Raw genomic sequence first — 25,897 nt, 5'->3', positions numbered from 1 at the left:
GGCATTTTAAACCAGTTGGAGACGTTATTTATCCATACCTGCAATACACAGATATTTTATTTCCAGGTAATCCTCGATACCGTATTTGGAACCTTCCCGCCCCTGTCCTGATTCTTTCACACCGCCAAATGGAGCCATCTCATTGGAGATGATGCCTTCATTAACCCCTACCATGCCATATTCCAAAGCTTCTGATACCCGGAAGATCCGGCCGATATCACGGGAGTAAAAATAGGAGGCGAGACCGAACTCAGTATCGTTGGCCATACGAATCACCTCTTCTTCTGTGGAAAACTTGAACAGGGGTGCTACCGGACCAAAGATTTCCTCTTTGAACAGATTCATCTTCTCTGTGGCATCGCCCAATATTATGGGGGCATAAAACTGGTCTCCCATAGAGCCAGGGCCGCCAGACACTAGGGTTTTCGCACCTTTTTGCAGGGCGTCTTCCACTAACTCCTCTACCTTTTCTACCGCCTTGATGGTAATCATGGGGCCAATATCTGTTCCCTCCTCGAAGCCGTTGCCCATCGTCAATTCATTCACCGCCTTGGCAAATTTTTCTGCGAAGGCCTCATACACCCCTTCCTGAACAAAGATCCGATTGGCGCAGACACAGGTTTGCCCCGCATTGCGGTACTTGCAGACGATGGCGCCTTTCACTGCTTCATCTAAGTCCGCATCGTCAAAGACAATAAACGGCGCATTGCCACCCAGCTCCATAGAAGTTTTCTTCATGGTTTCTGCGCACTGGGCCTGCAGCTGCTTGCCCACGGCCGTGGAACCGGTGAAGGTAAACTTACGTACCAGGGGGTTTTTGGTCATCTCGGCACCAATATCCTTGGCCGATGACCCTGCGACAATACTGAAAATACCAGCAGGGATACCCGCTTCCTCCGCCAATACCGCGAGCGCCAGGGCAGATAGCGGCGTTTCTTGAGCCGGCTTGGCGATAAACGGACAACCGGCAGCCAGAGCCGGTGCCATCTTGCGGGCAATCATGGCGTTGGGGAAATTCCACGGTGTAATCGAGCAGGTGACCCCTACGGGCTGCTTGATCACTACAATGCGGCGGTCGTTGGCAGGTGGGGCTATGACATCCCCATAAACGCGTTTGGCCTCTTCCGCAAACCACTCGATATAGTTGGCGCCATAGACAATTTCAGTGCGGGCCTCGGAAAGAGGTTTACCCTGTTCGGCGGTGAGAATTCTGGCTAGGTCCTCGGTGTTTTCAATCACCAGGTTGTACCAGCGCCGCAGCAACTTGGCCCGCTCCTTGACGGTAGTGGCGGCCCAATCAGACCAAGCGGCACTGGCCGCCTCGATAGCGCGGCGGGTTTCCGCAGCGCCAAGATCGGCTACGCTGGCGACCACCTTACCGGTGGCCGGATCTTTGACATCGAAAGTGGCGCCGGAATCGGCATCGATCCACTGGCCATTGATATAGGACTGGGTGCGCAACAGCGCAGGATTTTTAAGCTCCAGCATCGCCATCTCCTTAGGTGTCTTCCCTGATCCCGGTCGGGCCGCGATCAACCGTTAAGGATATTAACCCGTAAAGTCCCCCCCGCAATGCAACACTAGGGGGGAATTGGCGACACTCTGGCTTGCTGGCGGATAAAGCTTTATTTTTTCTTTTTCACAAACTTCATCAGGCGGCGCTTCTTGGCCTTCTGGCGATCACTCAGTTTGTTTTTCTTACCCGCATAAGGGTTGTCACCAGTGCGGAATTCGATCTTCACCGGTGTTCCGTGCAATTCCAAAGCCTTGCGGAAAGTCTTTTCCAGGTAACGCACATAGTGCCCCGGTACCTGTTCGGTCTGGTTGCCGTGAATCACGATTACCGGCGGGTTCTGACCACCGGCGTGTGCGTAACGCAGTTTGATACGGTGTCCGTGCACCAGAGGTGGTTGGTGCTCACTTACCGCCCACTGCAGGATGCGCGTGAGGTGATTGGTGGAAAGCTTATCTGTGGCACTCTGATAGGCAGCCTCGATAGACTCGTACAAATGGCCAACACCAGTGCCATGCAGCGCGGAGATAAAATGCACATCGGCAAATTCAACAAAGCGCAGACGGCGCTCCAGCTCCGCTTTGACATAGTCGCGGTGCTCCGCCTCCAGGCCATCCCACTTGTTTAACGCCACTACCAGCGCGCGCCCCGCCTGGATCACACTGCCCATCAGGTGCATATCCTGATCTACCAGACCCTCGCGAGCATCGATCACCAGCACCACCACATTGGCGTCTTCCACCGCCTGCAGGGTTTTGACGATGGAGAACTTCTCCACCGATTCCTTAATGTTCTTGCGTCGGCGGATACCTGCGGTATCGATCAATGTGTAAGGCTTTTCATCGCGCTCGTAATTGATGTAGACACTGTCGCGGGTAGTGCCGGGCTGGTCGTAAACCACTACACGGTCCTCGCCCAACAGGCGGTTGACCAGGGTAGATTTACCCACGTTGGGGCGCCCGACGATAGCGATCTTGATTCCGGTGGCCTCTTCAGGCTCTTCTTCTGCCGCAGGCTCCGGCAGGTCTTCCACCACGCGCTGCATCAGGCTGCGCACACCGCGGCCATGGGTGGCCGTGGTGGGGAACAGTTCACCAATGCCCAGCTCGTAGAAAGGCGCCAGAGCGATATCCGGGTTGACCCCATCGACCTTGTTGGCCACCAAAAAGGTGGACTTTGAGCGGGTGCGCAGCTGGTCGGCGATCATTTCATCTGCCGGTGTCAGACCATCGCGGCTGTCCACCAGGAACAGCACGATATCCGCCTCTTCGATAGCCTGCATGGACTGCTGCGCCATAGCCGCATCCATGCCCTCTTCCCCGCCGGTAATACCGCCGGTGTCGACAAGGAGCACCTTGCGTCCGTCGATTTCGGCCTCGCCGTACTTGCGGTCGCGAGTCAAACCGGCGTAGTTGGCCACCAAGGCGTCGCGGCTCTTGGTAAGACGATTAAACAGTGTGGATTTGCCCACGTTGGGGCGCCCGACCAGGGCGATAACTGGCAGCATAGAATTCTGGCTTTAGCCTAATAAATAAATACAAACGCCCGCACAAGGCGGGCGATTTCAATTCACCTGCGAAGCAGGCTCCTTTTGCGGGCTTTGTGCCCCATGGCGGACTGCCTGTCCGCCGCAGCAATCTTGCGCGATTAACCCCGAGCGAGGGTTAGAGCAACCAGCTTGCCGTCGTCAGACAGGACAAATAGCAGGTCGCCATCCACCAGCATGGGGATACGGATCGCGTCATTATCGACCTCTTCTCGGCCGATAAACTGGCCGGAATTGGGGTCGAGTACATGCAGATAACCTTCCAGGTCACCGACAACCACAACGTCCTGGAAGTACGCTGGGCCACTCAACTCGCGGCGCAGCAATTCGTTGTTACTCCAGGCAATCTGGCCGGCGCCCACATTGTAAGCGTACACACTACCCGAGGCACCACTGAGGTAAACATTGCCACCTCCCACAGCTACCGCGTGATGGGTGGAGGCATCGCGCGCCCAAAGGCCGCGACCATTTTCTTTGGACAGGGCAACAACCCGGCCCTGATAGCTAGCGGCAAACACCAGATCGCCGCGCACTACCGGCGAGCCATCGATGTCCACAACTCGCTCCAGTTCGGCGGAGCCCTGCGGTATGGCAACGCGCTGCTCCCAGCGGGGAATGCCATCGCGGGCATCCAGGGCGATCAATTTGCCGTTGTCGAGACCGGCGACCACCAGGCCGCCGCTGATCACCGGCGCCGCGGTGCCGCGTAAAGTCAGTACCGGCAAGGTGGTGTTGTGGCTCCACAGTTCTTCGCCGTTGCTGGCATTGAGCCCCACCAGCTTGCCGTCCACGGTTTGCAGGACCACAACCCCGGAGCCAACCGCCGGCGCGGAGACCACTTCACCGGAAACTTGGTACTTCCACAGCTGGGCGCCGTTGTTCAGATCCAGGGCTATTGCGCGACCGCGATAGTCCACTACTACGGCGAGGCCGAGGCCAACACCGACGCCACCGCTCAATTCAATATCCAGGTCGGTTTCCCACTGGGGTCTGCCACTGCTGCGATCGAAGGCGGTCACCTCACCATCGCTACTGGCGGCGACCAGTTTGCCGTCTGCCAACCCAGGTTGCAGCATGGCATAACGCTTCTCGTCGATACTGCCCACATCTGCCGACCAGACTTCGCGCAGCTGGACGCTAGGGGCGAAATCCACCAGCTCCACCGGCTCGACATCTTCCTTGCTCTCGTTGGAGGCGCAGGCACCCAGGGCTACCGCCAGGGCAACTGCTGCCGTGCGCCCCACAGCGCGATTGAGAAATCCCATCACTCGTCTCCCTCAGGTGCTGGTTCGCTTGGTTTCTGTTCCTGTTCCTGTTCCTCGCCAGAGGCCACCGCCAGGCTTTCCACTTTGAGGCGCAGCAGCTGTGTGCTGCCCGCCTGTTCCGGCAACAACTCGGATAAAGCCTGCTCATAGGCACTGCGGGCACCCGCATCATCGCCTTTCTGTCTGAGGATATCGCCGCGGGTCTCGGAATAGAGGGCAGCAAAGGCCGGAGGCACATTGCCCTCGATCAGTTTCAGCGCTTCGTCCGGGTTGCCGCGGGCGGCAATCACAGTGGCCAGGCGGCGCTTGGCCAGTAACTCCAGAGCTTCCTCTTTGGTGTTGTCGAGGACCCATTGCAGTTGTGTCTGTGCGGCTTCCAGATCATTCTTGTCGGCGGCGATAGCGGCCAGGCGCAGAGAGGCCTGACTGGCATAGATACGGCTGCCGTATTCGTTTTTCAGCTGCTCGGCGAGGGTTTTCGCGGTAGTCAGCTGCTTGTTGTCGGGCTGGCTGTTATTGGCGGAAACCGCTTCAATAAATCCCTGGTACAGGTCGGATGCCGCCTCGGCCTTAGCGCGCTGGTCACCCTGCCACCACTGATAGCCGAAGTAGCCGACCAGAGCCAGGACCACGCCGGTTACAATGCCCCTGCCGTTTTCCGCCCACCAGCGCTTCAGCGTTTCTATTTGTTCTTGTTCGGTAAGATGCTCAGACATTGGGTAAATCGCCTTTCCTGTGGTTTTCTAACTATCCTGGCGGGGGCCTCCGCCACCCTGAGTATTTGAATCAGCTCTGCAGCAATGCCGCCAGCTCTGTGAGCGCGAGGGTCTGTTGCTGTTGGTCGGAGCGCAGATACTTCACTGTAATCTGACCGTTAGCAGCCTCATCCTCGCCGATAATCAGTGCGTAATCGGCACCGCTTTTATCCGCTTTCTTCATTTGGCTCTTAAAGCTACCGCCTCCGCAGTGTGCCTGCAGGCGCAGCCAAGGCAACTCGTCGCGCAATTGCTCGGCGGCGGCCAGGGCGGCTGATTGTACATCACCCACCGCCACCAGGTAGGCATCTACCTGTTGCGCCAGGCTCCCCGGCAAGACTTCAAGGGTTTCCAACATCAGCACCAGGCGCTCGGCACCCAGGCCAAAGCCCACTGCGGGAGTGGATTTTCCACCCATCTGCTCTACCAGACCATCGTAGCGGCCACCGGCACAGACAGTGCCCTGGGCGCCGAGGCTGTCGGTCACCCACTCGAAAACGGTTTTGCCGTAGTAGTCGAGACCGCGCACCAACTTAGAGTTGATCTCATATTTCACCCCCGCCGCATCCAGCATTTCGCGCAGTTGGGCGAAATGGGCGGCGGATTCCTCATCAAGGAAATCCAGTAGACAGGGGGCGTCGGCGAGCAGTTCCTGGGTTTGCGCATTTTTACTATCGAGAATACGCAGGGGATTGCGCTCCAGGCGGCGCTGGCTATCCTCATCCAGCTGCTCGCGGCGCTCGCTGAGATAGGCCACCAGGGCCTCGCGGTAAGCCGCACGGCTGTCGGAGTTGCCCAGGCTGTTCAACTGCAGGGTAACGTGATCAGCAAGGCCCAGCTGGCGCCACAGGCGCGCGGTCATAATCAGGATTTCCGCATCGATATCCGGCCCTTCAATGCCGAACACTTCCACACCAAACTGGTGAAACTGACGCAGGCGGCCTTTTTGCGGGCGTTCGTAGCGGAACATGGGGCCGAAATACCACAGGCGCTGGGGCTGATTCAGCAGGTTACTCTGGATCGCCGCGCGCACGGTGCCGGCAGTACCTTCCGGGCGCAGAGTAACACTGTCCCCGCTCTTGTCCTCAAAGGTGTACATTTCCTTTTCGACAATATCGGTAGCCTCGCCCACGGCGCGACTGAACAGCTGGGTTGCCTCCAGGATGGGCGTGCGGATTTCACTGTAGCCGTAGCGGGCAAAGAGTTCACTGAGAGTGGCTTCCACATACTGCCAAGTCGGTGACTGTTCCGGCAGCAGGTCGTTCATGCCGCGAATTGCGCGAAGTTGTTTCAACGCTGTTCCTTAAATTTCTAAATTTCTTAAATCGACGATTCAGGTACGGTGCAAGGGGCGTGCCCGTTACGCCTTGGCAATGATATCCGCCTCGCGCTCGGCCTTGGCTGCGGCCTTCTCACGAATCAGGCGTTCCAAATCATCCACCAGGTTCTCATTCTTGAATTTGCGGTCCGGCTGGCCGTCTACATAGACCGCGTGGCTTGGGGTGCCGCCGGTGAGGCCGATATCCGCCTCCTTCGCTTCGCCGGGACCATTGACGATACAACCGATCACCGCCACATCCAACGGTGTCGTGACGTCTTCCAAGCGCGTCTCCAGCTCGTTCATGGTTTTTACCACATCGAAATTCTGGCGGGAGCAGCTGGGACAGGCGATAAAGTTGATTCCTTTACTGCGCAGACGCAGGCTCTTGAGCAGGTCCCAACCCACCTTTACCTCTTCCACCGGATCTGCAGCTAGGGAGACCCGCAGGGTATCGCCAATGCCGTCGAGCAGCAGGGCACCGAGGCCAATTGCGGATTTGACCGTGCCGGCACGCAGGCCACCGGCCTCGGTAATCCCCAGGTGCAGAGGCTGTTCAATCTGCTGGGCCAGTTTGCGATAGGCGGCGGTAGCCATAAAGATATCCGAGGCCTTCACGCTCACCTTGAAATCCTGAAAGTTCAGGCTATCGAGAATCTCAACGTGGCGCAGGGCCGATTCCACCAGTGCATCCGGGGTGGGCTCACCGTATTTTTTCTGCAGGTCTTTTTCCAGGGAGCCCGCATTCACACCGATACGAATCGGAATATTCAGATCGCGGGCCTTATCCACCACCGCGCGGATACGTTTCTCGCGGCCGATATTACCGGGGTTGATGCGCAGGCAATCCACGCCCAGATCGGCCACGCGCAGGGCGATGCGATAGTCGAAGTGGATATCCGCCACCAGCGGGACATTCACCTGTTTTTTAATTTCCCCGAAAGCCTCGGCGGCCTCCATGCTGGGCACCGAGACCCGCACGATATCCGCACCGGCTTTTTCCAATCGCTGGATTTGGTCCACCGTGGCGGCCACGTCACAGGTTTCGGTATTGGTCATGCTCTGCACCGAGATCGGCGCATCGCCACCGACCGGTACATTACCCACCATGATCTGGCGCGACTTGCGGCGGACAATGGGAGATTCAAATTGCATAGGGCTGACCTGGCAGTATTGCTGCTAAAAAATCGAGGGGGAGATTATAGAGAGATTGGGCGCAAACCTACAGAGTTCGCACCCAAACGGCGAAGATCCTTTAATTGCCCACAATCAGGCGGCGGGTGCGGCGGCTGCCGATAGGGTCACTTTCGATGGTTTGCTCGCGGTAAACCACCCTGGTTCCGCGAGCATTGCCGAGCATCACTTCAAAGGGAGCGCGCCCATCCAGGCTCTTGGAAGTACCCGCTTGCTGCACGCCGGCAAGCAGCACTACGCCCTCGGCATCCTTCACTTCAACCCAGGCATCCTCATCGAAACTGAGACGCAGGGCTCCCTGCAACTGCTCATCCAGCTGCGCCACCGCCGCGGGAAGCTGCGCTGCCGCTTCTGCAGTTTGCTCGCTGGGCTCAGACTCTAACTCAGAAGGCGCATTTGGCTCGGGAGCCTGAGCTTCCTCCACCATTTCTTCCACGGCGAGCTGAGGCTGTTGCTCCGGTGCCGCGGCAACCTGCAGCTCAGTCGAACTCGGCCCCGAAAATTCACTTTCGCTGGAGGTAACGGATGGCTCAGTCGCTTCGGCAAGGGGTCTATTTTGTTCTGCTGATTGTTCTGTTGGTGTCTGCAGACCGGGAATATTTACCGGACCATCATAGAGCCACCAGAACACAGCGCCTGCCGCCACCAGCGGCAGTAGCGCCAACAAACCGTGGCCGCGCTTGCTCGCCGGGCGCAGGGAATCGGCTCTGATCTCGATCCGGCGTGACTCTCTGCGCGCTTGCGGCTTCGGGCGCGCAGCATCGTAGGCCGCGAGTACCGTTGTGGAGTCAATACTCAGCTCGCGGCAGATATTGCGGATATAACCCCGCGCATAAACCGCTTCCGGCTGGCGCTCGTAGAGATCTGTTTCCAGCCACTCGACAGTGTTATCGATAATACACAGGCGCCGAGAAAGCTCCTCACGGGAGAGTCCTGCCGCCTCGCGCGCGGCGAGCAACAGCGCACCGGGAGAAACCTGCGTATTGGATTCAGTTTGGCCGCTGTCGCGGTGCACGGAATTACTATCCGTCATTACCACTCAACTCCTGATATTTCAGTGTTTCCGCAGAGTACGGGTACAAATTTTTCAGCGCAAGAGCATAACTCAGCTCCTTGTCGCGATTGCCAAACACCTTCTCAATACGAATCCCCAACCATAAAGATTGCGGTGTTTGACGGTAATTTTCGCTGTACTGGTCCAGGTACTGCTTAGCCTTGACATAATCGCCGGCATCATATTTGAGATCTGCCAACTCCAATAGGGCAACGGGCAGATTACTATTCAGGGCGAGGGCGCGCGTGTAGGCCCGTTCGGCCTCCTCCACCATCCCCAGGCGATTGGCGGTGCGGCCGTAGTTCACCAGGGCAAAGAAGCGGCGATTATAGGTCAGGTCATTGGAGGCGTGGTGGAACTGCTCCAAAGCGTCCTCGTAGCGCTCCTGCTGGTACAGGAAAACCCCATAATTGGTGCGCGCCATCGAGAAGTCATCGCTGTAGCGCAGGGCTTTTTTAAAGTGGGACTCTGCCACCGTTAATTCACCATCAGTCTGGTACAGCAGGGCCAGGCCGTGGTGAGCCAGCGGGTCTTTAGGACCCAACTCCAAGGCCTTGTTAAAGTGACGGCGAGCCTGCTCACGGTTATCTCCACTCTGCAGGTAGCGAATTCCCAGCTGAACGTGAGTTTCCAGTGCCTTATCCAGGTTCACCTCCTGGCGCTCTGGCAAGCCAGTAGTCACACATCCCCCCAGTAACACAGTGAGAATCAGGCCAAGAAACGGCAGGCCAAAAGATTTTGCAGACACGACATCACCTGTACATTTATTTTTCATCTATCCATCAAGCGGGGTCGCAATGATTGATCACTATCGATCAACAAACTGGGGTGGAGTAGGTAACAAAACAGCTTCGTGAACCTTTTTGCGGCAAAACTGCCCCCATATTCACTCAGTTACCCCATCATCAGCCCGGTTTAACCCCGCTTTCCCCCCTCATATAGTGCCGCAAAGTACTGCCAGTTTCAGCTGTATACACCTAATAAATTCCAATTGGCTCGACAGCGCCTCCTTTATGTAGCGAAAAAAAATCGAAACACGCTGCTATAAGAAAACCCGGAGAGCGACCAGCTCTCCGGGGAATCAAAGGCTCTCCAAGGATGAAGGGGTTTATGCCGCCATTAGAGCTCGTTACCGGCGCCATCTTTAGCGTCAAGCTGTTTGCCATCTGGGCCGCCGTCGCGGGGAGGGATCAGGGCCTGGACGGGATTGGATGCCGCATTGGCGGCATCCGGGTCCGTCAGTGTCTCGAGAAAGCGCACTACCAGATCAATCTCGGCATCGCTGAGATTATTACCCGCATCCCCGCCAGTAGCCGCGAGAATCGCCTGAGAGAGCGCGGGGCCATTAGGGGCCACTTTATTGGCGCAATCTACTAATTCCTGAAACTGTGCCAAATCGCACATTTCGCTATTGGTGTAGTACTGGTTAACCGATGCAGCGCGATCGCGATAGTGCTCAACATTTCTGCGCAAAGTCGCAAATTGACCACTGTGCCCCCAAGGGCCAGTGAGCGCGACATTTAATAGTGTTGGTGGGCGAAAAGCACCAGCACCGTTCGCACCTAGATCCGCGCCGCTGCCATTTTCATCGGTGCCAATACCAATTTGTGGATAGTTCGCAGGTCGCGGTCCTTCCGTAGTAAAAAATGCACCCGCATGGCAATTGGTACAGCCGGAATTCCCCGACATAAAAGTAATGGCTCCGCGCTTCTCATCACTATCGAGCGCATTCACATCGCCATCCACATAATCGAAGAAGGGGTTATCGATAAAAAGCTGTACCGCTTCAAAGGCCGCTATGGCCTGGGCTATGCGACTGAAAGTAATCTGGTTATCACCAAAGGCCGCACTGAACAGTGCACTCCAGGATTCCCGCTCCAGATTGGCCGCTATGATGTCCTCGCGGTAATTCGTATTGCCGCTGTCAGTAGTGCCATCGTAACCAAACTGTGTGACATCGCCCATCTCCGCAGGATTGGTTACCGGAAAATGCGCCTGCGCCATCATCAACGCCAAGGTGCCAGTGCCCACCGCCGCTTCAGTATTGAGACTGACATCCCGTGAGTCGGTGCGTAATCCACGATCAGTGAGAGCCACCCGGTTATCCCAGAAGAGCCCGCTACTCCACAATGCCACATTACAAATAGGCTGGGCATTTCTGGGCACTATGGGTACCTCATTGATACCATCAGAGCGGCCAGGGCCAACCAATGCAGGGTCTAGCGGATTCACACCCACGGGCATGGAGAGATTATCACCGCCACAGCCGATAGCGGCGTGGTGGCAGGAGGCACAGGCCACGTCACCATTGGCACTGAGGGATTGACTGTAGAACAGGCGCATACCCAGCTCGAGCATGGCAGGGTCTTGTTCACTTCGCACCCTGGCGGCAAAAGCACGCATATCCTCTAAATGCCCGGCCATATTGTTCAATTCCAGCATGGCTGCCAGGCAGGTATCCAGATCTTCATCCAATAAATTCAATGCGCTGCGAACATTTTTGCATTCGTTAATGTTCACCAGGCGATCGAGGACCGGTGCCGCAACCGCACCATTACTTAGGCCGCTATTGGTGTTGTTGACTAGTGTTTTCGCAGTGACCTGTGCCGTCTCACTATCGCTGCCCAAATCGCCACTGGTTATCGAGTAGCTATAAGCGGTATTAACTAAAAGCCCCTGATCTACGTAATAGCTGTTACTGGTCTCGGCAATTTTTTCCCCACCGCGATAGATGGCATAGGTCGCTCCATCACGCTGCCAGGAGAGGCCGATACTGGTTCCGGAAAAGGCATTGGCGATCAGCTCCTGCGGGGCAGTGCCCTGCCCGCTTCCTGTGCCGGTGTCTGTATCCGTATCCCCGTCATCGACCGTATCATCACCCGTCTCTGTATCGCCACCAGAACCAGTATTGCCTTCTACGGTTTCCGAGCTGGTGCTGTCATCGCTATCGGAAGAACCGGAACTACAGCCTACCGCCAGCAAAAATAGTGGCAAGAGCAGCAATCGTAGCAATGCCATGACCGGCACAATTGAATTTTTGCTTTGTGATTTCATAAAACCTGATCGACCCTGCCCATTAAAATCGTTAGAGAAACTCTGGACAGGCAATGGGTAAACTAGTGCCCTAGACGGCACCAAAAGCTAATACTCCCAGAGCTCTCCGATTCCTGACAATTTCGCCGGGCATAAAAATAACGAGCCTAAAGCCTTAACCCTGCGAATTCTGTTGAGAGAGTCGCAAAGCACTTACACTCGGCGAGTGAAATGAGATAGTGTGAATTACCTCAGGATATAAAAGAGGCAAAAGGCACAGTGACAAAGCCAACCACTTGGCAGCCCCACCTCAGCTGTGACCTAAGCAGAAATATTAAATACGCAAAGCCTGCTGCTATCACAGAGGAGGGCACAAAGAAGTCAAAAATCAGCAACCCCTATTATGCCCATCATTTTATTTCCAATTATTTCTAGCCATTCATAGGGCTATGCTATGGATCAAACTGAAGTCTATAGATTATCCCCACTCCGGTTTTTAGCATCCAATTGTTTGCCATCTGGGCCACCGTCTCTGGGAGGGATCAGGAACTGGATCTCATTCGAGCTGCTATTTGCCGCATTTGGGTCGGTAAGGGTATCCAGGAATGTTACAACAAGATCAATCTCATCATCGGTCAGGCGATTAACACCACCGCCATCATTTTCTGCAAGAATATCCTGGGACAGGGCCAGGCCATTAGGGGCCACTTTACTGGGGCAATCCTGTAAATCTTTAAACTGCTCAAGATCACACATCTCATTATTGGCAAAGTAGCTGGCAATTGAGGCTCCCTGATCCCTGTAATGCTCAACATTCCTTCTCAAGCTAGCAAACTGCCCGTTATGCCCCCAGGGGCCCGTAATTGCCACATTTAACAAGGTGGGAGCGCGGAAGGCTCCAAAACCCAAGGAACCCTCTCCGCCCAAATCCGCTCCGCTTCCACTCTCGTCAGTACCTATTCCGATCTGCGGATAGTTGGCAGCCATCAGTGCCTCGGAGGTGAAGAAGGCTCCTTTATGACAAAAAGTACAGCCAGCATCTCTTGACATAAATGTGATAGCGCCACGTTTTTCTTCAGTACTAAGCGCTTGCAAATTGCCTTCGACATAGGCAAAAAATGGATTGTCGATAAATATCTGTACTGCTTCATAAGCGGCAATGGCCTGGGCGATACGACTGAAATTAATCTCACCATCACCAAATGCAGAAATAAATAGCGGTGCCCAGGCTTCAATATCCAGGTTAGCTGCCAAAATATCTTCGCGGTAAGCGGTAAAGTTCTCATCGACAGTATCATCGTAGCCAAAGTCGATAATATCCCCCATTTCTGGCGGAGCTGTAACGGGGAAGTGTGCCTGTGCCATCAGTAATGCCAGAGACCCAGAACCCACGGCAGCGGCGGTATTATTCGTGACATCTCTCGAGTCCGTGCGAAGAACTCCATTAGGACTCATTGAAACCCGGTTGTCCCAGAACAGACCGCGAGACCATAAAGAAGCATTACAAATCGGCTGAGCGTTCCTGGGGACCAAAGGCACTTCATTAACGCCATCAGAGCGCCCGGGGCCCAGCAGAGCAACATCTATCGCATTAACCCCGACCGGCATCGACAAGTTGTCGCCACCACAGCCTATTGCGGGATGATGGCAGGATGAACAAGAGGCATCTTGGTTAGCACTTAAGGATTTATTGTGAAACAGCCGCATACCCAGCTCCACCATGACTGGTTCCTGTTCGCTGCGAACACGTGCAGCAAAAGCGCGTATATCCTCAACAAGGGAAGCCATACGATTGAGTTCGAGCATAGCTGCCAGGCAGTTATCCAAGTCCTCTTCGAGTAGATCAAGCGCACTGGAGGCATTTTTACACTCGGCAAAAGTGGATATGCGCTCATTTAAGACATCGTCTTCTGTGCCGTTATTTAGCCCCGCATTCGTATTGTTGACTAACGTTTTAACGGCAACCCGGGAAGCTTCTATTTCGCTGGCAGTATCAGCTGTGTTTACCGAATAAACATATTCAGTATCCACCGAAAGATCGTGATCGACGAAAAAACTGTTGCTGGTTTGTGCAATCTTTTCGCCATTTCGATAGATAAAATAGGTTTCACCATCCCGCTCCCAAGCAAGACCGATGCTGGTTCCAGAATAGGCATGGCCAATCAATTCATTGGGCGCACTACCCTCCTCAGCCTCTGGTTCAGGTTCAGGCTCTGGTTCTGGCTCGGAATCAGACTCTGAATCAGTGCCAGAATCAGAGTCATTCTGTACGGCATCTGGAGCTGGATTGTCGCCACCTCCTGATGCCCCTGAATCACATCCAGCCAACGATAAAAAGAGCATGAGGAAAAAGAGCCGCAAAAGCTCCCTGGAAAAAACTTTTGTATCCAGTATCTGAACTTGCATAAATTAAAACAGTCCTTTCTTTCGATTTTTAAAATTCTGGACTGTTAACGCCGTATCAGGGAGTTTGGTTGACACCAAAAAGAAAAAATTGTGCTTCACCAAGACGCAAGCAAGGTGCGATCACAAATACTTTCAGGGAAACTAAAAAGTTGAAAATAGGTTCTTCTGCCAACGCCACAAGTGAAAAGTACGCAAATGATAGAAGTTACCAAGACAGCCCGGACATGTAATAGCGATCAGCTAATCAAGACTTCCGGGCTGAGTAGAACAATCAGTATCAAACAATCAGCCGACAATACGCACCGGGCGTTCGGCGTTGCGGTAGCGCTCGGAGCGGCGGGTGCGGTCATTCACACTTCCGGCCAATTGGCCACAGGCCGCATCGATATCGTCGCCGCGGGTAGTGCGCACGGTAACCGTATAACCCTTATCAAGCAGTATCTGCTGGAAGCGACGCAGTGCGTTATTGCTCACTCGCTGATAGTCGGACAGCTCAAACGGGTTAAAGGGAATCAGGTTAATTTTCACCGGAATCTCTTTCAGCAGCTCCGCCAATTGCTCAGCGTGCTCCGGGCGGTCGTTGATCTCACGCATTAGCGTGTACTCGATCGTCATCTTGCGGTGCGTATCCGGCATACGCTCGATATAGCGCTTGGCAGAATCCAACAAGACGGCGATGGGATATTTTTTGTTGATCGGCACCAATTCGTTGCGCAACTCATCATTGGGCGCGTGCAGGGAAATTGCCAGACTCACATCAGTGACATCGGCGAGGCGGTCCAGTGCCGGTACCACACCCGAAGTCGACAGGGTCACACGGCGCTTGGAGATACCGTAGGCATTGTCTTCCATCATCAGGTTCATGGCATCGACCACATTGTCGAAGTTGAGCAACGGCTCACCCATGCCCATCATCACCACGTTGGTGACTTTGCGCGGACCTTTCGGCTCTAACTGGCCAAAAGATTTACAGGCAATCCACACCTGCCCGATGATTTCTGCCGCAGTCAGATCGCGGTTGAAACCCTGTTTGCCGGTGGCGCAGAAGCTGCAATCCAGGGAGCAGCCCACCTGGGAGGAGACACACAGAGTGCCACGATCCCCATCGGGGATATAGACGGTCTCGATGGCATTGCCACCTTCGACTTCAATCAACCATTTGCGCGTGCCGTCGGCGGAGTCCCATTGCCCCAATACTTTTGGCGCGCGAACTTCGGCCACTTCCGCCAGCTTCAGGCGCAGGGCCTTGCTGACATTAGTCATCTCAGCAAAGTCATCAACCCCATTCTGGTGAATCCACTTTAAAACCTGAACCGCGCGGAAGCGCTTCTCGCCCAATGATTCAAAAAAGGCGGCCAGCTTTTCGACAGAAAGGCCGAGCAGGTTGGTTTTCTCTGTGGTCATTCAGTTCACCTCGGGGGAAGAGTTGCACCGGTCCGGACGGGCCGGTGCGATTCAGGGCGCGAATTAAGCGCGCGGGCAGATTTCGTCGTCAGCGAAGAAGTAGCTTACTTCGCGGGCAGCTGACTCTGCAGAGTCGGAACCGTGTACGGCGTTGGCGTCGATGCTTTCAGCGAAGTCGGCGCGGATGGTGCCGGCAGCAGCTTCTTTCGGGTTGGTCGCGCCCATCAGCTCGCGGTTAGCCAGGATAGCGTTTTCGCCTTCCAGAACCTGTACAACAACCGGACCGGAAGTCATGAAGTCAACCAGGTCTTTGAAGAAAGGACGCTCTTTGTGCTCAGCGTAAAAACCTTCGGCTTTCTCGCGGGACAGGTGCGCCATCTTCATAGCAACGATGCTCAGGCCAGCTTTCTCGAAACGGCTCTCGATTTCACCGATTACATTCTTGGCTACTGCGTCCGGCTTAATGATAGAAAGGGTACGCTCCAGGGCCATGGTTATCTCCAAATTGATTTTTCGTAACTGAACTTACATACAGAAAGAGCAACCTGCTCAGTTGCTCTTCCGTGATATTCCTTTCATACCCACCGGGGGTACTCAATTTTTAATCACCGCTTTTCGCGGCCGGCGGATTATACGGGGTATTGATCGACTTTTGTACTCCAATACCAATACCCCCTTAAAACCGGTCTGGCTAGTCGCACTCTTCAATCCAGGCGGCCTGAATAGCCTCCAGAATCTTCTCGCCACAACGGCTGGGGTCATCGTCAAATTCCGGCAACGCCATTACCCAATTGCGCAGATCGACAAAATTGACCGTGAGCGGGTCTACATCTTCGTGCCTATCACAGAGCTCGATCGCAATATCGTGAATATCAGTCCACTTCATTGATTCAGCTTCCTCAATACCGCTGTGCTCAGTGCTTTTCCGACACTTGGTTGATGGTGTACTTGGGAATTTCTACAACCAGGTCTTCATCTTCAACGATCGCCTGACAAGACAGGCGCGACTCTGGCTCCAGACCCCAGGCCTTGTCCAGTAGATCCTCTTCCAGTTCATCGGGCTCCTCCAGGGAGTAGAAGCCTTCGCGCACGATGACGTGACATGTAGTGCAGGCACAGGCTTTTTCACAGGCGTGCTCTATCTCGATGTCATTGGCCAAGGCCGCATCGATCACACTGACGCCGCTCTCCGCTTCCACCACTTTACCCTCGGGGCACATTTCCGGGTGGGGTAAAAATACTATCTTCGGCATGGGTACTGACTCTCTATGGTCTCAATCCGACGGGGGCAAGCCCCGGCCGCAGGTTGTGCAGGCTGGGCGCCCACCGCTTATTTATCAAATTCGTCCAGGCTGTGACCGCGCATAGCGCGCTTAATCGAAGCGTCCATACGCCGTGCAGCGAAAGGCTCAGACAATTTGTTTAGGGCCTCCATACGCAGGCGGATCTCCTCTGCGTCGCCGGCATTGTGAGCCAGCCGCAGAGCTTCCATGGCGTGTTCCAGCTCGCTCAACTCATGCTCTTCCAGCAACTGGGCACCGTTTTCACGCAGGGCAACCAGCAGGCTCTCCAGGGTCCGTTCCGCTTCTACCTGGGCCTCGCGCAGGGCGCGCAGGGCGATATCCTCGGCGGCATGGGTATAGGATTCCTGCAGCATGCGCGCAATGTCCTTATCCTCCAGGCCGTAGGAAGGTTTCACCACGATATCCGCGCTGACGCCACTGCTCTTTTCCATGGCGGTCACAGAAAGCAGGCCATCTGCATCCACTTGGAATGTCACGCGGATATGGGCAGCACCCGCCACCATTGCGGGAATACCGCGCAATTCGAAGCGCGCTAGCGAGCGACAGTCGCTGACCAGCTCCCGCTCACCCTGCACCACGTGAATCGCCATAGCAGTTTGGCCATCTTTAAAAGTGGTGAACTCCTGGGCTTTAGACACCGGAATAGTGGTATTGCGCGCGATCAACTTCTCGGTAAGCCCACCCATGGTCTCGAGTCCCAGAGACAGGGGGATTACATCCAGCAGCAGCAGGTCGTCATCGGACTTGTTGCCCACGAGCACATCGGCCTGCAGGGCGGCACCAATTGCCACCACTTGATCCGGATCGATCTCCGCGTGGGGCGCCCGGCCAAAATAGTCTTCAACCCGTTCCCGCACCCGCAGCGTACGAGTGGAACCGCCCACCAGAACGACTTCCTGTACTTCATCCACGCCGATATCCGCATCGCGCAGGGCGCGCTTACAGGCGCGCAGGGTCTTGTCGATTAGAGGGTCCAACAGTGAAGCCATGGCTTCCCGATCGAGCACACCGGTCCAGTCCCCATGGTGAAGCTCTACCTGTTCAACATTGGCCAGGGCTTCCTTGGCGGCACAGGCGCTATCCAGCAACCGCCGCTGGGCGGACGCATCCAGGTCGGTGCCGAGGCCCGCCTGCTCGGCAATCCAAGCAGCGATAATGCGGTCAAAGTCATCACCACCCAGTGCGGTGTCGCCGCCGGTGGCCATTACTTCGAAAACGCCGCGGGACAGACGCAGAATAGAAATATCAAAGGTGCCACCGCCCAGGTCATAAACGGCGATCACGCCCTCTTCTCCCCGGTCGAGGCCGTAGGCCACCGCCGCCGCAGTGGGCTCGTTGAGTAGGCGCAGTACCTTGAGACCGGCCAGCTTGGCCGCATCTTTGGTGGCCTGGCGCTGGGCGTCGTCAAAGTAGGCCGGCACGGTGATCACCGCGCCGTCGAGCTCCCCGCCGGCTTTGCCGTAAAGTGCATCGCGGCCGCGCTGGGCCAGCTTTTTGAGAATTTCCGCAGACACCTGCACCGGATTGACCGGTCCGGCAGCGGTTTCGATAGTGGGCATGCCGCCATTACTGTCGGAAAAATGGTAAGGCAGCTGCTCACCCAGGCTTTTCACATCCGCCACACCGCGGCCCATCAAACGCTTGATCGATAGCATGGTGTTGTAGGGATCCGCAGCGGCGCGGGCGCGGGCCTCGGCGCCAACAGTGATACCCTCACGGCTGTAATGCACCGCCGAGGGCAGAATGACACTGCCATCCTCTGCAGCAATGGCTTCTGCCGAGCCGCTGCGCACCGTGGCCACCAGCGAGTTGGTGGTGCCCAGGTCGATGCCCACCGCGTATTTGCGCTGATGGGGGTCGGGGCTCTGTCCCGGTTCAGAAATCTGCAGTAATGCCATTACTTATCTCTTCTGTCAGCGGGATTTATCGCACTGGCACTGCCTGCGCCAGATCCCGGTTTATTTTCTGATAGCGATTGTTTAATCGCCGAACAAATCGGCTTCCAGCTCTTCCACCTGCGATTGCAGCTTCACCAGAAACTGCTGCTTGCGCAGGGAGTCCTCGGCTTCGCTGAACTTGCCTGCGGCATAGGTCTCGGCAAATTGCCGCTGTTCACCCCGGTAGAGGCCATCGACCTCATCGGCAAGTTCCTCCAGGGCGACGGCGGGATTTGGCTGTTCGCGCACTTCTTCGAGACGCTCGCGCAGCAGCATTTGCTGCATCAGGAATTCTGTATCGGCGGTGGTCTGCTCCGGCGGCACTTCCACTCCAGCGAGTTTGAGCAGGTAGGCGGCGCGCTGTACTGGATCGCGAAGAACCGTGTGGGCTTCATTGATCTGCGCGGCCATCTGGATAGCGAGCAGCTGTTCGCGCTCGGATTTGGAGGCGTATTTGTCCGGGTGGAATTCCCGCTGTAATTCCCGATAGCGCGCGGCCAGGGCGCTGCGATCGAGCTCAAAGGCGGGCTCTAGCCCGAATATTTCGAAATGGGTCAGGTTGGTTGCCATCTCAGTTCACCTGCCGGCACTGGGCCTTAAAAACTGGGCGGCGGCGCCCCACCCGGCAATTGCCGGGCCAATAAAAAGGCCGGTATGCACAGTGCACCCGGCCTCTCTGTAGCGGGCCACACTCAGACGTGAAAACTCTCGCCGCAGCCACACTCATTCTTAACGTTGGGGTTGGTGAAGGTAAAGCCCTCGTTGAGCCCTTCCTTGACGAAATCGAGCTGGGTACCGTCCAGGTAAACCAGGCTCTTGGGGTCCACGATCAGCTTTACATCATCCTGCTCGAACACCACGTCTTCGGCCTCTGCCGAATCGACAAATTCCAGTACGTAGGCAAGGCCTGAGCACCCGGCGGTCTTCACACCCACACGAATACCGATACCTGTGCCGCGCTTGGCCAGCTGACTCTTAATATGAGCCTGAGCGGCCTCGGTCATGGTAATAGCCAAAACAATACCTTCACTACTATTGGGCTCGGGGCCCGATGGTTAACCTGCGGCGGATTCCTGCGCGTCAGCGGCTTCGGCAGACTCACCGCGCTTTTCACGGATATTGCGCACAGCGGCCTTGATCGCATCTTCCGCCAGCACGGAACAGTGAATCTTCACCGGCGGCAGGGCCAGCTCTTCGGCGATGGCAGTATTTTTGATCTGCTCCGCCTCATCGATGGTCTTGCCTTTTACCCATTCGGTGAGCAGCGAGCTGGAGGCGATGGCAGAGCCGCAACCGTAGGTTTTGAACTTGGCATCTTCAATCACACCCGCATCGTTCACCTGAATCTGCAGGCGCATCACGTCACCACAGGCGGGCGCACCCACCATGCCGGTGCCCACGTTGTTCGCCTTGTCGTCCATACGTCCGACGTTGCGGGGGTGTTCGTAGTGGTCAATTACTTTATCGCTATAGGCCATGACTTTTCTCCTAACTCATGCGCGCGCTTAGTGAGCGGCCCATTCAATCTTGTTCAGGTCGACACCGTCTTTGTACATATCCCAAAGCGGCGATAATTCACGCAGTTTCTCCACCGCCTTGCGCACGGCGGCCGCTGCGGTATCCACATCCTGCTCGCTGGTGAAGCGGCCGAAGCTGAAACGCAGTGAGCTGTGTGCCAGCTCATCGTTTACGCCCAAGGCGCGCAGCACGTAGCTGGGTTCCAGGCTCGCAGAGGTACAGGCGGAGCCGGAGGAAATCGCCAGGTCACGCAGGGACATAATCAGGCTCTCACCCTCTACAAAGGCAAAGCTGACATTCAAGTTGCCCGGAACGCGCTGTTCGGCGGAACCGTTGATATGGACTTCTTCCATATCTTTGATCTGATCCCAGAAACGATTGCGCAGGGACACCAAACGCTCGCCTTCTTGCACCATTTCTTCTTTGGCAATGCGGAAAGCTTCACCCATACCCACAATTTGGTGGGTGGGCAGGGTACCGGAACGCATACCGCGCTCGTGGCCACCGCCGTGCATCTGTGCTTCCAGTCGCACGCGGGGTTTGCGGCGAACATACAGGGCGCCAATGCCTTTGGGGCCGTAAATCTTGTGGGCGGAGAAGGACATCAAATCGACCTTCATCTCCTGCAGGTCGATGGGCAGCTTGCCCGCGCTCTGCGCCGCATCCACATGGAAGATCACTTTGCGCGAACGGCACAATTCGCCGATTGCGGCGATGTCGTTGATCACACCGATCTCGTTGTTCACGTGCATCAGGCTCACCAAAATAGTGTCCTCACGCAGTGCTTCCTCAACCTGTTGCGGGGTAACAATGCCGTCTTCACGGGGATTCAGGTAGGTGACCTCGAAGCCTTCACGCTCCAGCTGGCGACAGGTGTCCAGCACTGCTTTGTGCTCGATCTTGGAGGTGATGATGTGCTTGCCACGACCCTGGTAGAAGTGCGCCGCACCTTTGATCGCCAAGTTGTCTGACTCGGTGGCACCACTGGTCCAGACGATCTCGCGGGGATCGGCATTAATCAGTTCGGCCACCTGGCGGCGGGCATTTTCCACCGCTTCCTCGGCCTTCCAGCCGTATAGGTGGGACCGGGAAGCCGGGTTACCGAAGTTGCCTTCCATCGTCAGCTGCTCTGCCATCTTTGCAGCGACACGCGGGTCAACCGGACAGGTAGCTGAATAATCCAGGTAGATGGGAAGCTTCATAGTCATACCGTTTCCGCTCAATAATTCTCAAATATTCCGCTTTGGCCACAACCGTGGCCGATATTTACAGACCGCCGAGTACGGCGACCCGCTGTTCCGGTGCTTCGCGCATATCCTGGCGGCGCGCCACTTCCTGCACCTCGGCGCGCGACACCAGATTGGCCAGGCTGATACCGCTCAGGAAACCGTGAATCTGGTCGCTTAAATCGGACCAGAGGTAATGGGTCAGACACTGCTCGCCATTGGCGCAATCGGCGTTGCCGCCACAGCTGGTGGCATCCACCGATTCGTTGACCGCATCAATAATTTGAGCCACAAAAATCTCTTCGCCATCCCGGGCCAGGCGGTATCCGCCGCCGGGACCGCGCACACTGGACACCAGCCCAGACTGCCGCAGGCGGGAAAATAACTGTTCCAGGTAGGACAGAGAGATGCCCTGCCGTTTGGAAATATCTGCCAAGCTGATCGGCCCACGCTCTGCATGCAACGCCAGATCCAGCATGGCGGTTACCGCATAGCGGCCTTTGGTTGTTAAACGCATACCAGCTCCCAACTGATGTACAGCCTTTTCCGATCGGGGCGCGAGTATGAAATAACCCAGCACCTTAGTCAAGTATATAACCGAGCAAAGTACTCGGGTACTCAACCGGCTAGTCGGGACGACCCTTACCACCAGATCGGTGGATATAGTTCTGAATGGCGGTGAGCATGCCGCGCAGGATGCCCAGCTCCATATCATCCGGGCGCACACGGCTATACAGTCGGCGCAAACGGGTCATGGTCTGGCGGGGATTATCTGGGTCGATAAAGCCGAGCTCGCCCAGCGCCTGCTGCAGGTGATCGAAATAGAGCTCCATGTCGCTGGCTTTAGCCGGAGGGCGGTCCCAGTCGGCATAGCTCACAGGCTCGCCTTTTTCCGCCTCCAGCGCCGCCATGCGTACTTCATAGGTCAGTACCTGCACGGCGGTGGCTAAATTGAGAGAGCTGTACTCCGGGTTGGCGGGAATATGCACATGGTAATTGCACGCCTGCAGCTCTTCATTAGTGAGGCCGCGATCTTCTCGGCCAAACACCAGTGCCACCGGGTGGCTGGAGGCCTCGGCCACTGCCCGCTCGCCGCACTGGCGCGGCGTCAGCAGGGGCCAGGGAATGCGCCGCTCGCGGGCGCTGGTGGCCACCACCAAGCCGCAATCTGCCACCGCTTCTTCCAAAGTATCCACCACCACGGCGCTATCCAGCAGCTCCGCGGCACCGGCAGCGCGCCACACGGCATTGGCCGCAGGGAATTCCCGCGGCGCCACCAGATAGAGCTGGCTCAAGCCCATATTCTTCAGGGCGCGCGCGGCACCACCGATATTTCCGGGGTGGGCGCTGTTAACCAGAACCACGCGCACATTGTCGAGCGCGCTGAGCGGAGTCGTGTCTAAAGGGGGCTTGGCCATACTGAAAGTAATAATTCGGTGTCATGGGGGCGCGCGAGTGTAGCAAAAAGGAACGGGAATCCATACAATCGCGTCCGCTGCGGTTAACCCGCGGTCTGCTTTTTAACCACTTCAACCACTTAGTGCGGAATAGTTATGGAACCCATGCTAAATATTGCCCTGCGCGCGGCGCGCAAGGCCGGAGAATTGATCGAACGGGCCTGGGAGCGCGGCGACCTGATGAAATTCGAGGAAAAAACGCGCAACGATTTCGTCACAGAAGTGGACAAGGCTAGCGAACAGGAAATTATTTACCACCTGCGCAAGGCCTACCCCAAGCACAGCATCCGCGCTGAAGAGAGCGGCCTGATCGAAGGCGCTGAGCCCGACTACGAGTGGATTATCGACCCCCTCGACGGCACCACCAACTTTATCCACGGCGTACCCCAGTTTGCGGTATCTATTGCCTGTCGCTATCGCGGCCGCATCGAGCACGCGGTGGTACTCGACCCCATTAAGCGTGAAGAATTTACCGCGAGCCGCGGCCGCGGCGCGGCCCTGAACGGCCGTCGCATCCGCGTTTCCCCACGCCAGGGTTTGCGCGGTGCACTGATTGGCACCGGCCTACCCTTCAATGGCCCAGCTCTGGAAAATATCGACCCCTACCTGGGCGCTTTGAAAGAGATCGCCGGGCAGACCGCCGGCATCCGCCGCCCCGGCGCCGCCGCACTGGATCTGGCCTATGTAGCGGCCGGGCGCTTTGACGGCTTCTGGGAGATGTACCTGAATACCTGGGATATCGCGGCAGGCTCCCTGTTGGTCAAAGAGGCCGGTGGCCTGATCAGCGATTTCCGCGGTGGTGAGGACTACCTGGATTCCGGACACCTGGTGTGCGCCACCCCCAAGGTCTTCAAGCCACTGCTGCAGATCGTAGGCAAGCACCTGGGTTCTGTGCGCTAATTCCTACCCGCTCACTGGCCCGGCTGTCGTCGGGCCAGCTCTTCCCTGTTCTTGAATTAAACCGACCTCCCAGACCGCCCAAGGGTTTCCGCCAGCACACGGGATAACTGCATAAAATCAAACTCTGACGGCAGAACCAGGTAGCTCTCCCCATTCGGTTTTTCACCAACCAATACAAAGCGCATAGCCCTGGTGGCGATATCCTCCTGCAAAATGGACAGTAGGTCGGCGGCAGACATACCCGGTACCTCACTGTGAAACAGCAGCACATCGGGGCGTTGGGTTCGCGCGATAAAAATGGCCTCCACTACATCGGTGGCAACCAGGCATTGAATCTGGGGAGTCTCCTTCAGCATCTCCCTGAGCTGATCCGCCGCAGCCGGGCGGTTATCCACAAGCAGCAGTCGCCCTTCCGGCAGCTTCGGCGGTTCCTGTGGATGGGCGGAAAAACTCATCAGGGCATCGGGCGCGTCGATCATGGGGAACTCAATCCAGAAAACCGAGCCCTGCCCCTCCTGACTGTCAAAGTCGATACGCCCGCCCATAGCCTCGGTGAGGCGCCTGGCGATTGCCAAACCTACACCGGTGCCTTCGATATGGCCCTTCTCTTCTCCCAACCGATTGAAGGGTTCGAACACCTCACTGCGCCGCTCCGGCGGAATTCCCTTGCCAGTATCGAGAATACTCAGGCGCAGCCATCCCTCCGCCTGGGGAGTGAAGTTAATAATGACCCTGCCATTGTCCCGATTGTATTTCACCGCGTTGCCGGCAAGGTTTAGCACCACTTGCTTGTAGCGCACAGGGTCCGCGCAGATATAGGCGGACTCCCAGCCGAGGGGCTCGTAAACCAGGCTGACCCGGCGGGTCTCTGCCAGAGGTTCCAGCAGGCGTTTACATTCGGCCACCAATTCCACCGGGCGCACCGATTCCATTGAGGGGCCGAGCCGCCGACTATCGATACGGGCGAGCTCCAGTACATCCCCCACTAGGTGCAATAGGTGTTGACCCGCTCGGCGGATCTCCCCAAGGCGCTGGCGTTGATCGGAGTTCAGACTCTGATCCAGTTCCACCATTTGGCTGTATCCCAAAATGGCGTTGAGTGGGGTGCGCAACTCGTGGCTCAGGCTGAATAAAAGATCGGCGCGGTGGGCATTTTCCTCACGCTGCTGGTGCAACTCCCGCTCCAGGCGCGCCTGGGTCTCACGGCTGGCACTGACATCCTGCAAAATCCCGAGTACTCGCACCGGCTGGCCGCGACTGTCAAGCTGCGCCTTGCCGCGGCAACGCACCCACACCAGGCTGCCATCAGAGCGCCACAAGCGGAACTCCACATCCAGGGGCAGGCGGTCGCGCACATGGTCCAGCATGGATTGTTCCACTCTGGCTATATCCTCTGTAAGGATGCGCGCCTTCCACTGCTCGGCGGCAGAGCGCCCGATACTGCGTATGGGGCTCACCTCGTAACCGAGAATTCCCCAGCAGGCGTCGTCGAGAACCATTTCATCGGCGCGTAAATCCCACTCCCACAAGCCGTCCCCAACCCCGGAAAGCGCCTGCAGTGGCCGCTCGCTGGGCAGGCTCGACAGGTAGCGCTGGGACAGAGCCTCGCTGTAGTCGGCACAAGTGCCTATGGTGATCACCTCGCTGCCGTCAGCACTGGTGGTCGCCCGCCCACAAAAACGCAGCCAGCGCAGCTGGCCGGTGATGTCATAGGCGCGGAAGGCGAGATCGAAATACCCCCCCTGACTGGCGATTCGGTGGCGCAGTGAGAGAATACGGTGGCGCTCATCGGAGTGAACCGGGTGCAACTCGGTGCCGGACCACAGGGCCTGAAGGGCCCGGTCGGCACTGTCGGCGAACAGGTGCCAGATATCCCCCTGGGCGCGCTGGGCACCGCTGTTCAAGTGCCATTCCCACAAGCCAGAATCCACATCCATCATCAGCCCCTGCAGGCGACCAGTTTGATGGGCAAGCTCCAGTGCACCCAGGGAGTGCAGCTCTTCCGGAGTGGACAGCAGGAAGGGGTGATGGGGCGGGACGGGGTTTTGAGGTTCGGACACGCTTAAC

Annotated in this window: 23 protein-coding genes; 1 reads left to right on the top strand and 22 read right to left on the bottom strand. The window is 56.6% G+C overall.

The window, feature by feature from the left end:
* Positions 1–24: 24 nt before the first annotated feature.
* The 21 genes from FIU95_RS04625 to trmJ all read right to left on the bottom strand — a co-directional run bounded on the left by FIU95_RS04625 (position 25) and on the right by trmJ (position 22,891).
* Positions 25–1,488 carry an NAD-dependent succinate-semialdehyde dehydrogenase gene (locus tag FIU95_RS04625; protein ID WP_152451945.1) on the bottom strand — a complete coding sequence of 488 codons (1,464 nt, stop codon included), beginning with the start codon at positions 1,486–1,488 and terminating at the stop codon, positions 25–27.
* A gap of 137 nt (positions 1,489–1,625) precedes the next feature.
* On the bottom strand, positions 1,626–3,020 hold the full coding sequence (gene der, locus FIU95_RS04620; protein ID WP_152451943.1) for a ribosome biogenesis GTPase Der: 1,395 nt from the start codon (positions 3,018–3,020) through the stop codon (positions 1,626–1,628).
* Between the two features lie 140 nt (positions 3,021–3,160).
* Entirely contained in the window at positions 3,161–4,324 is a 1,164-nt protein-coding gene (bamB, locus tag FIU95_RS04615) for an outer membrane protein assembly factor BamB (protein ID WP_152451941.1), read from the bottom strand.
* Positions 4,324–5,040, bottom strand: coding sequence for a tetratricopeptide repeat protein (locus FIU95_RS04610; RefSeq protein ID WP_152451939.1), 717 nt, complete (start codon positions 5,038–5,040; stop codon positions 4,324–4,326). The genes bamB and FIU95_RS04610 overlap by 1 nt, the downstream gene beginning before the upstream one ends.
* A 70-nt stretch (positions 5,041–5,110) precedes the next feature.
* On the bottom strand, positions 5,111–6,373 hold the full coding sequence (gene hisS / locus FIU95_RS04605; RefSeq protein ID WP_152451937.1) for a histidine--tRNA ligase: 1,263 nt from the start codon (positions 6,371–6,373) through the stop codon (positions 5,111–5,113).
* 66 nt (positions 6,374–6,439) lie between these two features.
* Positions 6,440–7,552, bottom strand: coding sequence for a flavodoxin-dependent (E)-4-hydroxy-3-methylbut-2-enyl-diphosphate synthase (gene ispG / locus FIU95_RS04600; RefSeq protein WP_152451935.1), 1,113 nt, complete (start codon positions 7,550–7,552; stop codon positions 6,440–6,442).
* Between the two features lie 100 nt (positions 7,553–7,652).
* Positions 7,653–8,624 (bottom strand): helix-turn-helix domain-containing protein, encoded by a 972-nt coding sequence (locus FIU95_RS04595; RefSeq protein ID WP_152451933.1) that lies wholly within the window; start codon positions 8,622–8,624, stop codon positions 7,653–7,655.
* Positions 8,614–9,393: a type IV pilus biogenesis/stability protein PilW gene (gene pilW, locus FIU95_RS04590; protein WP_253868850.1), complete on the bottom strand. Its 780-nt coding sequence runs from the start codon at positions 9,391–9,393 to the stop codon at positions 8,614–8,616. The genes FIU95_RS04595 and pilW overlap by 11 nt, the downstream gene beginning before the upstream one ends.
* A 371-nt stretch (positions 9,394–9,764) precedes the next feature.
* A complete protein-coding gene (locus FIU95_RS04585) occupies positions 9,765–11,663 on the bottom strand; it encodes a cytochrome-c peroxidase (RefSeq protein WP_152456113.1) in 1,899 nt (632 codons plus the stop codon).
* 486 nt (positions 11,664–12,149) lie between these two features.
* A complete protein-coding gene (locus FIU95_RS04580) occupies positions 12,150–14,084 on the bottom strand; it encodes a cytochrome-c peroxidase (RefSeq protein WP_152451929.1) in 1,935 nt (644 codons plus the stop codon).
* Between the two features lie 285 nt (positions 14,085–14,369).
* Positions 14,370–15,488, bottom strand: coding sequence for a 23S rRNA (adenine(2503)-C(2))-methyltransferase RlmN (rlmN, locus tag FIU95_RS04575; RefSeq protein ID WP_152451927.1), 1,119 nt, complete (start codon positions 15,486–15,488; stop codon positions 14,370–14,372).
* 63 nt (positions 15,489–15,551) lie between these two features.
* Positions 15,552–15,980, bottom strand: coding sequence for a nucleoside-diphosphate kinase (ndk, locus tag FIU95_RS04570; RefSeq protein WP_152451925.1), 429 nt, complete (start codon positions 15,978–15,980; stop codon positions 15,552–15,554).
* A 199-nt stretch (positions 15,981–16,179) separates the two neighbouring features.
* Positions 16,180–16,374 (bottom strand): Fe-S cluster assembly protein IscX, encoded by a 195-nt coding sequence (gene iscX / locus FIU95_RS04565; protein WP_152451923.1) that lies wholly within the window; start codon positions 16,372–16,374, stop codon positions 16,180–16,182.
* 28 nt (positions 16,375–16,402) lie between these two features.
* Positions 16,403–16,741: an ISC system 2Fe-2S type ferredoxin gene (gene fdx / locus FIU95_RS04560; protein ID WP_152451921.1), complete on the bottom strand. Its 339-nt coding sequence runs from the start codon at positions 16,739–16,741 to the stop codon at positions 16,403–16,405.
* Between the two features lie 77 nt (positions 16,742–16,818).
* Complete coding sequence (gene hscA / locus FIU95_RS04555; protein WP_152451919.1) at positions 16,819–18,690, bottom strand: Fe-S protein assembly chaperone HscA; 1,872 nt, start codon at positions 18,688–18,690, stop codon at positions 16,819–16,821.
* 81 nt (positions 18,691–18,771) lie between these two features.
* Positions 18,772–19,299, bottom strand: coding sequence for a Fe-S protein assembly co-chaperone HscB (gene hscB, locus FIU95_RS04550; RefSeq protein ID WP_152451917.1), 528 nt, complete (start codon positions 19,297–19,299; stop codon positions 18,772–18,774).
* Positions 19,300–19,421: 122 nt separating this feature from the next.
* A complete protein-coding gene (iscA, locus tag FIU95_RS04545) occupies positions 19,422–19,745 on the bottom strand; it encodes an iron-sulfur cluster assembly protein IscA (RefSeq protein WP_152451915.1) in 324 nt (107 codons plus the stop codon).
* A 39-nt stretch (positions 19,746–19,784) separates the two neighbouring features.
* Positions 19,785–20,207, bottom strand: coding sequence for a Fe-S cluster assembly scaffold IscU (iscU, locus tag FIU95_RS04540; protein WP_152451913.1), 423 nt, complete (start codon positions 20,205–20,207; stop codon positions 19,785–19,787).
* Positions 20,208–20,234: 27 nt separating this feature from the next.
* Positions 20,235–21,449 carry an IscS subfamily cysteine desulfurase gene (locus FIU95_RS04535; RefSeq protein WP_152456111.1) on the bottom strand — a complete coding sequence of 405 codons (1,215 nt, stop codon included), beginning with the start codon at positions 21,447–21,449 and terminating at the stop codon, positions 20,235–20,237.
* A gap of 64 nt (positions 21,450–21,513) precedes the next feature.
* Positions 21,514–21,990, bottom strand: a complete 477-nt coding sequence (iscR, locus tag FIU95_RS04530; protein ID WP_152451911.1) for a Fe-S cluster assembly transcriptional regulator IscR — start codon at positions 21,988–21,990, stop codon at positions 21,514–21,516.
* A gap of 109 nt (positions 21,991–22,099) precedes the next feature.
* Entirely contained in the window at positions 22,100–22,891 is a 792-nt protein-coding gene (trmJ, locus tag FIU95_RS04525; RefSeq protein WP_152451909.1) for a tRNA (cytosine(32)/uridine(32)-2'-O)-methyltransferase TrmJ, read from the bottom strand.
* A 135-nt stretch (positions 22,892–23,026) separates the two neighbouring features.
* Here trmJ and FIU95_RS04520 point away from each other — a divergent pair, with 135 nt between their 5' ends.
* A complete protein-coding gene (locus FIU95_RS04520; protein ID WP_152451907.1) occupies positions 23,027–23,830 on the top strand; it encodes an inositol monophosphatase family protein in 804 nt (267 codons plus the stop codon).
* Positions 23,831–23,886: 56 nt separating this feature from the next.
* Here FIU95_RS04520 and FIU95_RS04515 read toward each other — a convergent pair whose 3' ends face one another.
* Positions 23,887–25,890: an ATP-binding protein gene (locus tag FIU95_RS04515; RefSeq protein ID WP_152451905.1), complete on the bottom strand. Its 2,004-nt coding sequence runs from the start codon at positions 25,888–25,890 to the stop codon at positions 23,887–23,889.
* Positions 25,891–25,897: the final 7 nt, after the last annotated feature.

Source organism: Microbulbifer sp. THAF38 (assembly GCF_009363535.1).
GTDB lineage: Bacteria > Pseudomonadota > Gammaproteobacteria > Pseudomonadales > Cellvibrionaceae > Microbulbifer.
The sequence above is the reverse complement of the archived record's forward strand: the minus strand, read 5'-3'. Positions and strand labels throughout refer to the sequence as shown.

Bases quoted from the DNA above. Each gene is read 5' to 3' on its own strand.
- iscR (WP_152451911.1), bottom strand. From the start codon at position 21,990: ATGCGTTTAACAACCAAAGGCCGCTATGCGGTAACCGCCATGCTGGAT.
- iscX (WP_152451923.1), bottom strand. From the start codon at position 16,374: ATGAAGTGGACTGATATTCACGATATTGCGATCGAGCTCTGTGATAGG.
- hscA (WP_152451919.1), bottom strand. From the start codon at position 18,690: ATGGCATTACTGCAGATTTCTGAACCGGGACAGAGCCCCGACCCCCAT.
- FIU95_RS04595 (WP_152451933.1), bottom strand. From the start codon at position 8,624: ATGACGGATAGTAATTCCGTGCACCGCGACAGCGGCCAAACTGAATCC.
- ispG (WP_152451935.1), bottom strand. From the start codon at position 7,552: ATGCAATTTGAATCTCCCATTGTCCGCCGCAAGTCGCGCCAGATCATG.
- trmJ (WP_152451909.1), bottom strand. From the start codon at position 22,891: ATGGCCAAGCCCCCTTTAGACACGACTCCGCTCAGCGCGCTCGACAAT.
- FIU95_RS04585 (WP_152456113.1), bottom strand. From the start codon at position 11,663: ATGGCATTGCTACGATTGCTGCTCTTGCCACTATTTTTGCTGGCGGTA.
- bamB (WP_152451941.1), bottom strand. From the start codon at position 4,324: ATGGGATTTCTCAATCGCGCTGTGGGGCGCACGGCAGCAGTTGCCCTG.
- FIU95_RS04580 (WP_152451929.1), bottom strand. From the start codon at position 14,084: ATGCAAGTTCAGATACTGGATACAAAAGTTTTTTCCAGGGAGCTTTTG.
- rlmN (WP_152451927.1), bottom strand. From the start codon at position 15,488: ATGACCACAGAGAAAACCAACCTGCTCGGCCTTTCTGTCGAAAAGCTG.
- ndk (WP_152451925.1), bottom strand. From the start codon at position 15,980: ATGGCCCTGGAGCGTACCCTTTCTATCATTAAGCCGGACGCAGTAGCC.
- FIU95_RS04625 (WP_152451945.1), bottom strand. From the start codon at position 1,488: ATGCTGGAGCTTAAAAATCCTGCGCTGTTGCGCACCCAGTCCTATATC.
- fdx (WP_152451921.1), bottom strand. From the start codon at position 16,741: ATGCCGAAGATAGTATTTTTACCCCACCCGGAAATGTGCCCCGAGGGT.
- iscU (WP_152451913.1), bottom strand. From the start codon at position 20,207: ATGGCCTATAGCGATAAAGTAATTGACCACTACGAACACCCCCGCAAC.
- hscB (WP_152451917.1), bottom strand. From the start codon at position 19,299: ATGGCAACCAACCTGACCCATTTCGAAATATTCGGGCTAGAGCCCGCC.
- FIU95_RS04535 (WP_152456111.1), bottom strand. From the start codon at position 21,449: ATGAAGCTTCCCATCTACCTGGATTATTCAGCTACCTGTCCGGTTGAC.
- der (WP_152451943.1), bottom strand. From the start codon at position 3,020: ATGCTGCCAGTTATCGCCCTGGTCGGGCGCCCCAACGTGGGCAAATCC.
- FIU95_RS04610 (WP_152451939.1), bottom strand. From the start codon at position 5,040: ATGTCTGAGCATCTTACCGAACAAGAACAAATAGAAACGCTGAAGCGC.
- FIU95_RS04520 (WP_152451907.1), top strand. From the start codon at position 23,027: ATGGAACCCATGCTAAATATTGCCCTGCGCGCGGCGCGCAAGGCCGGA.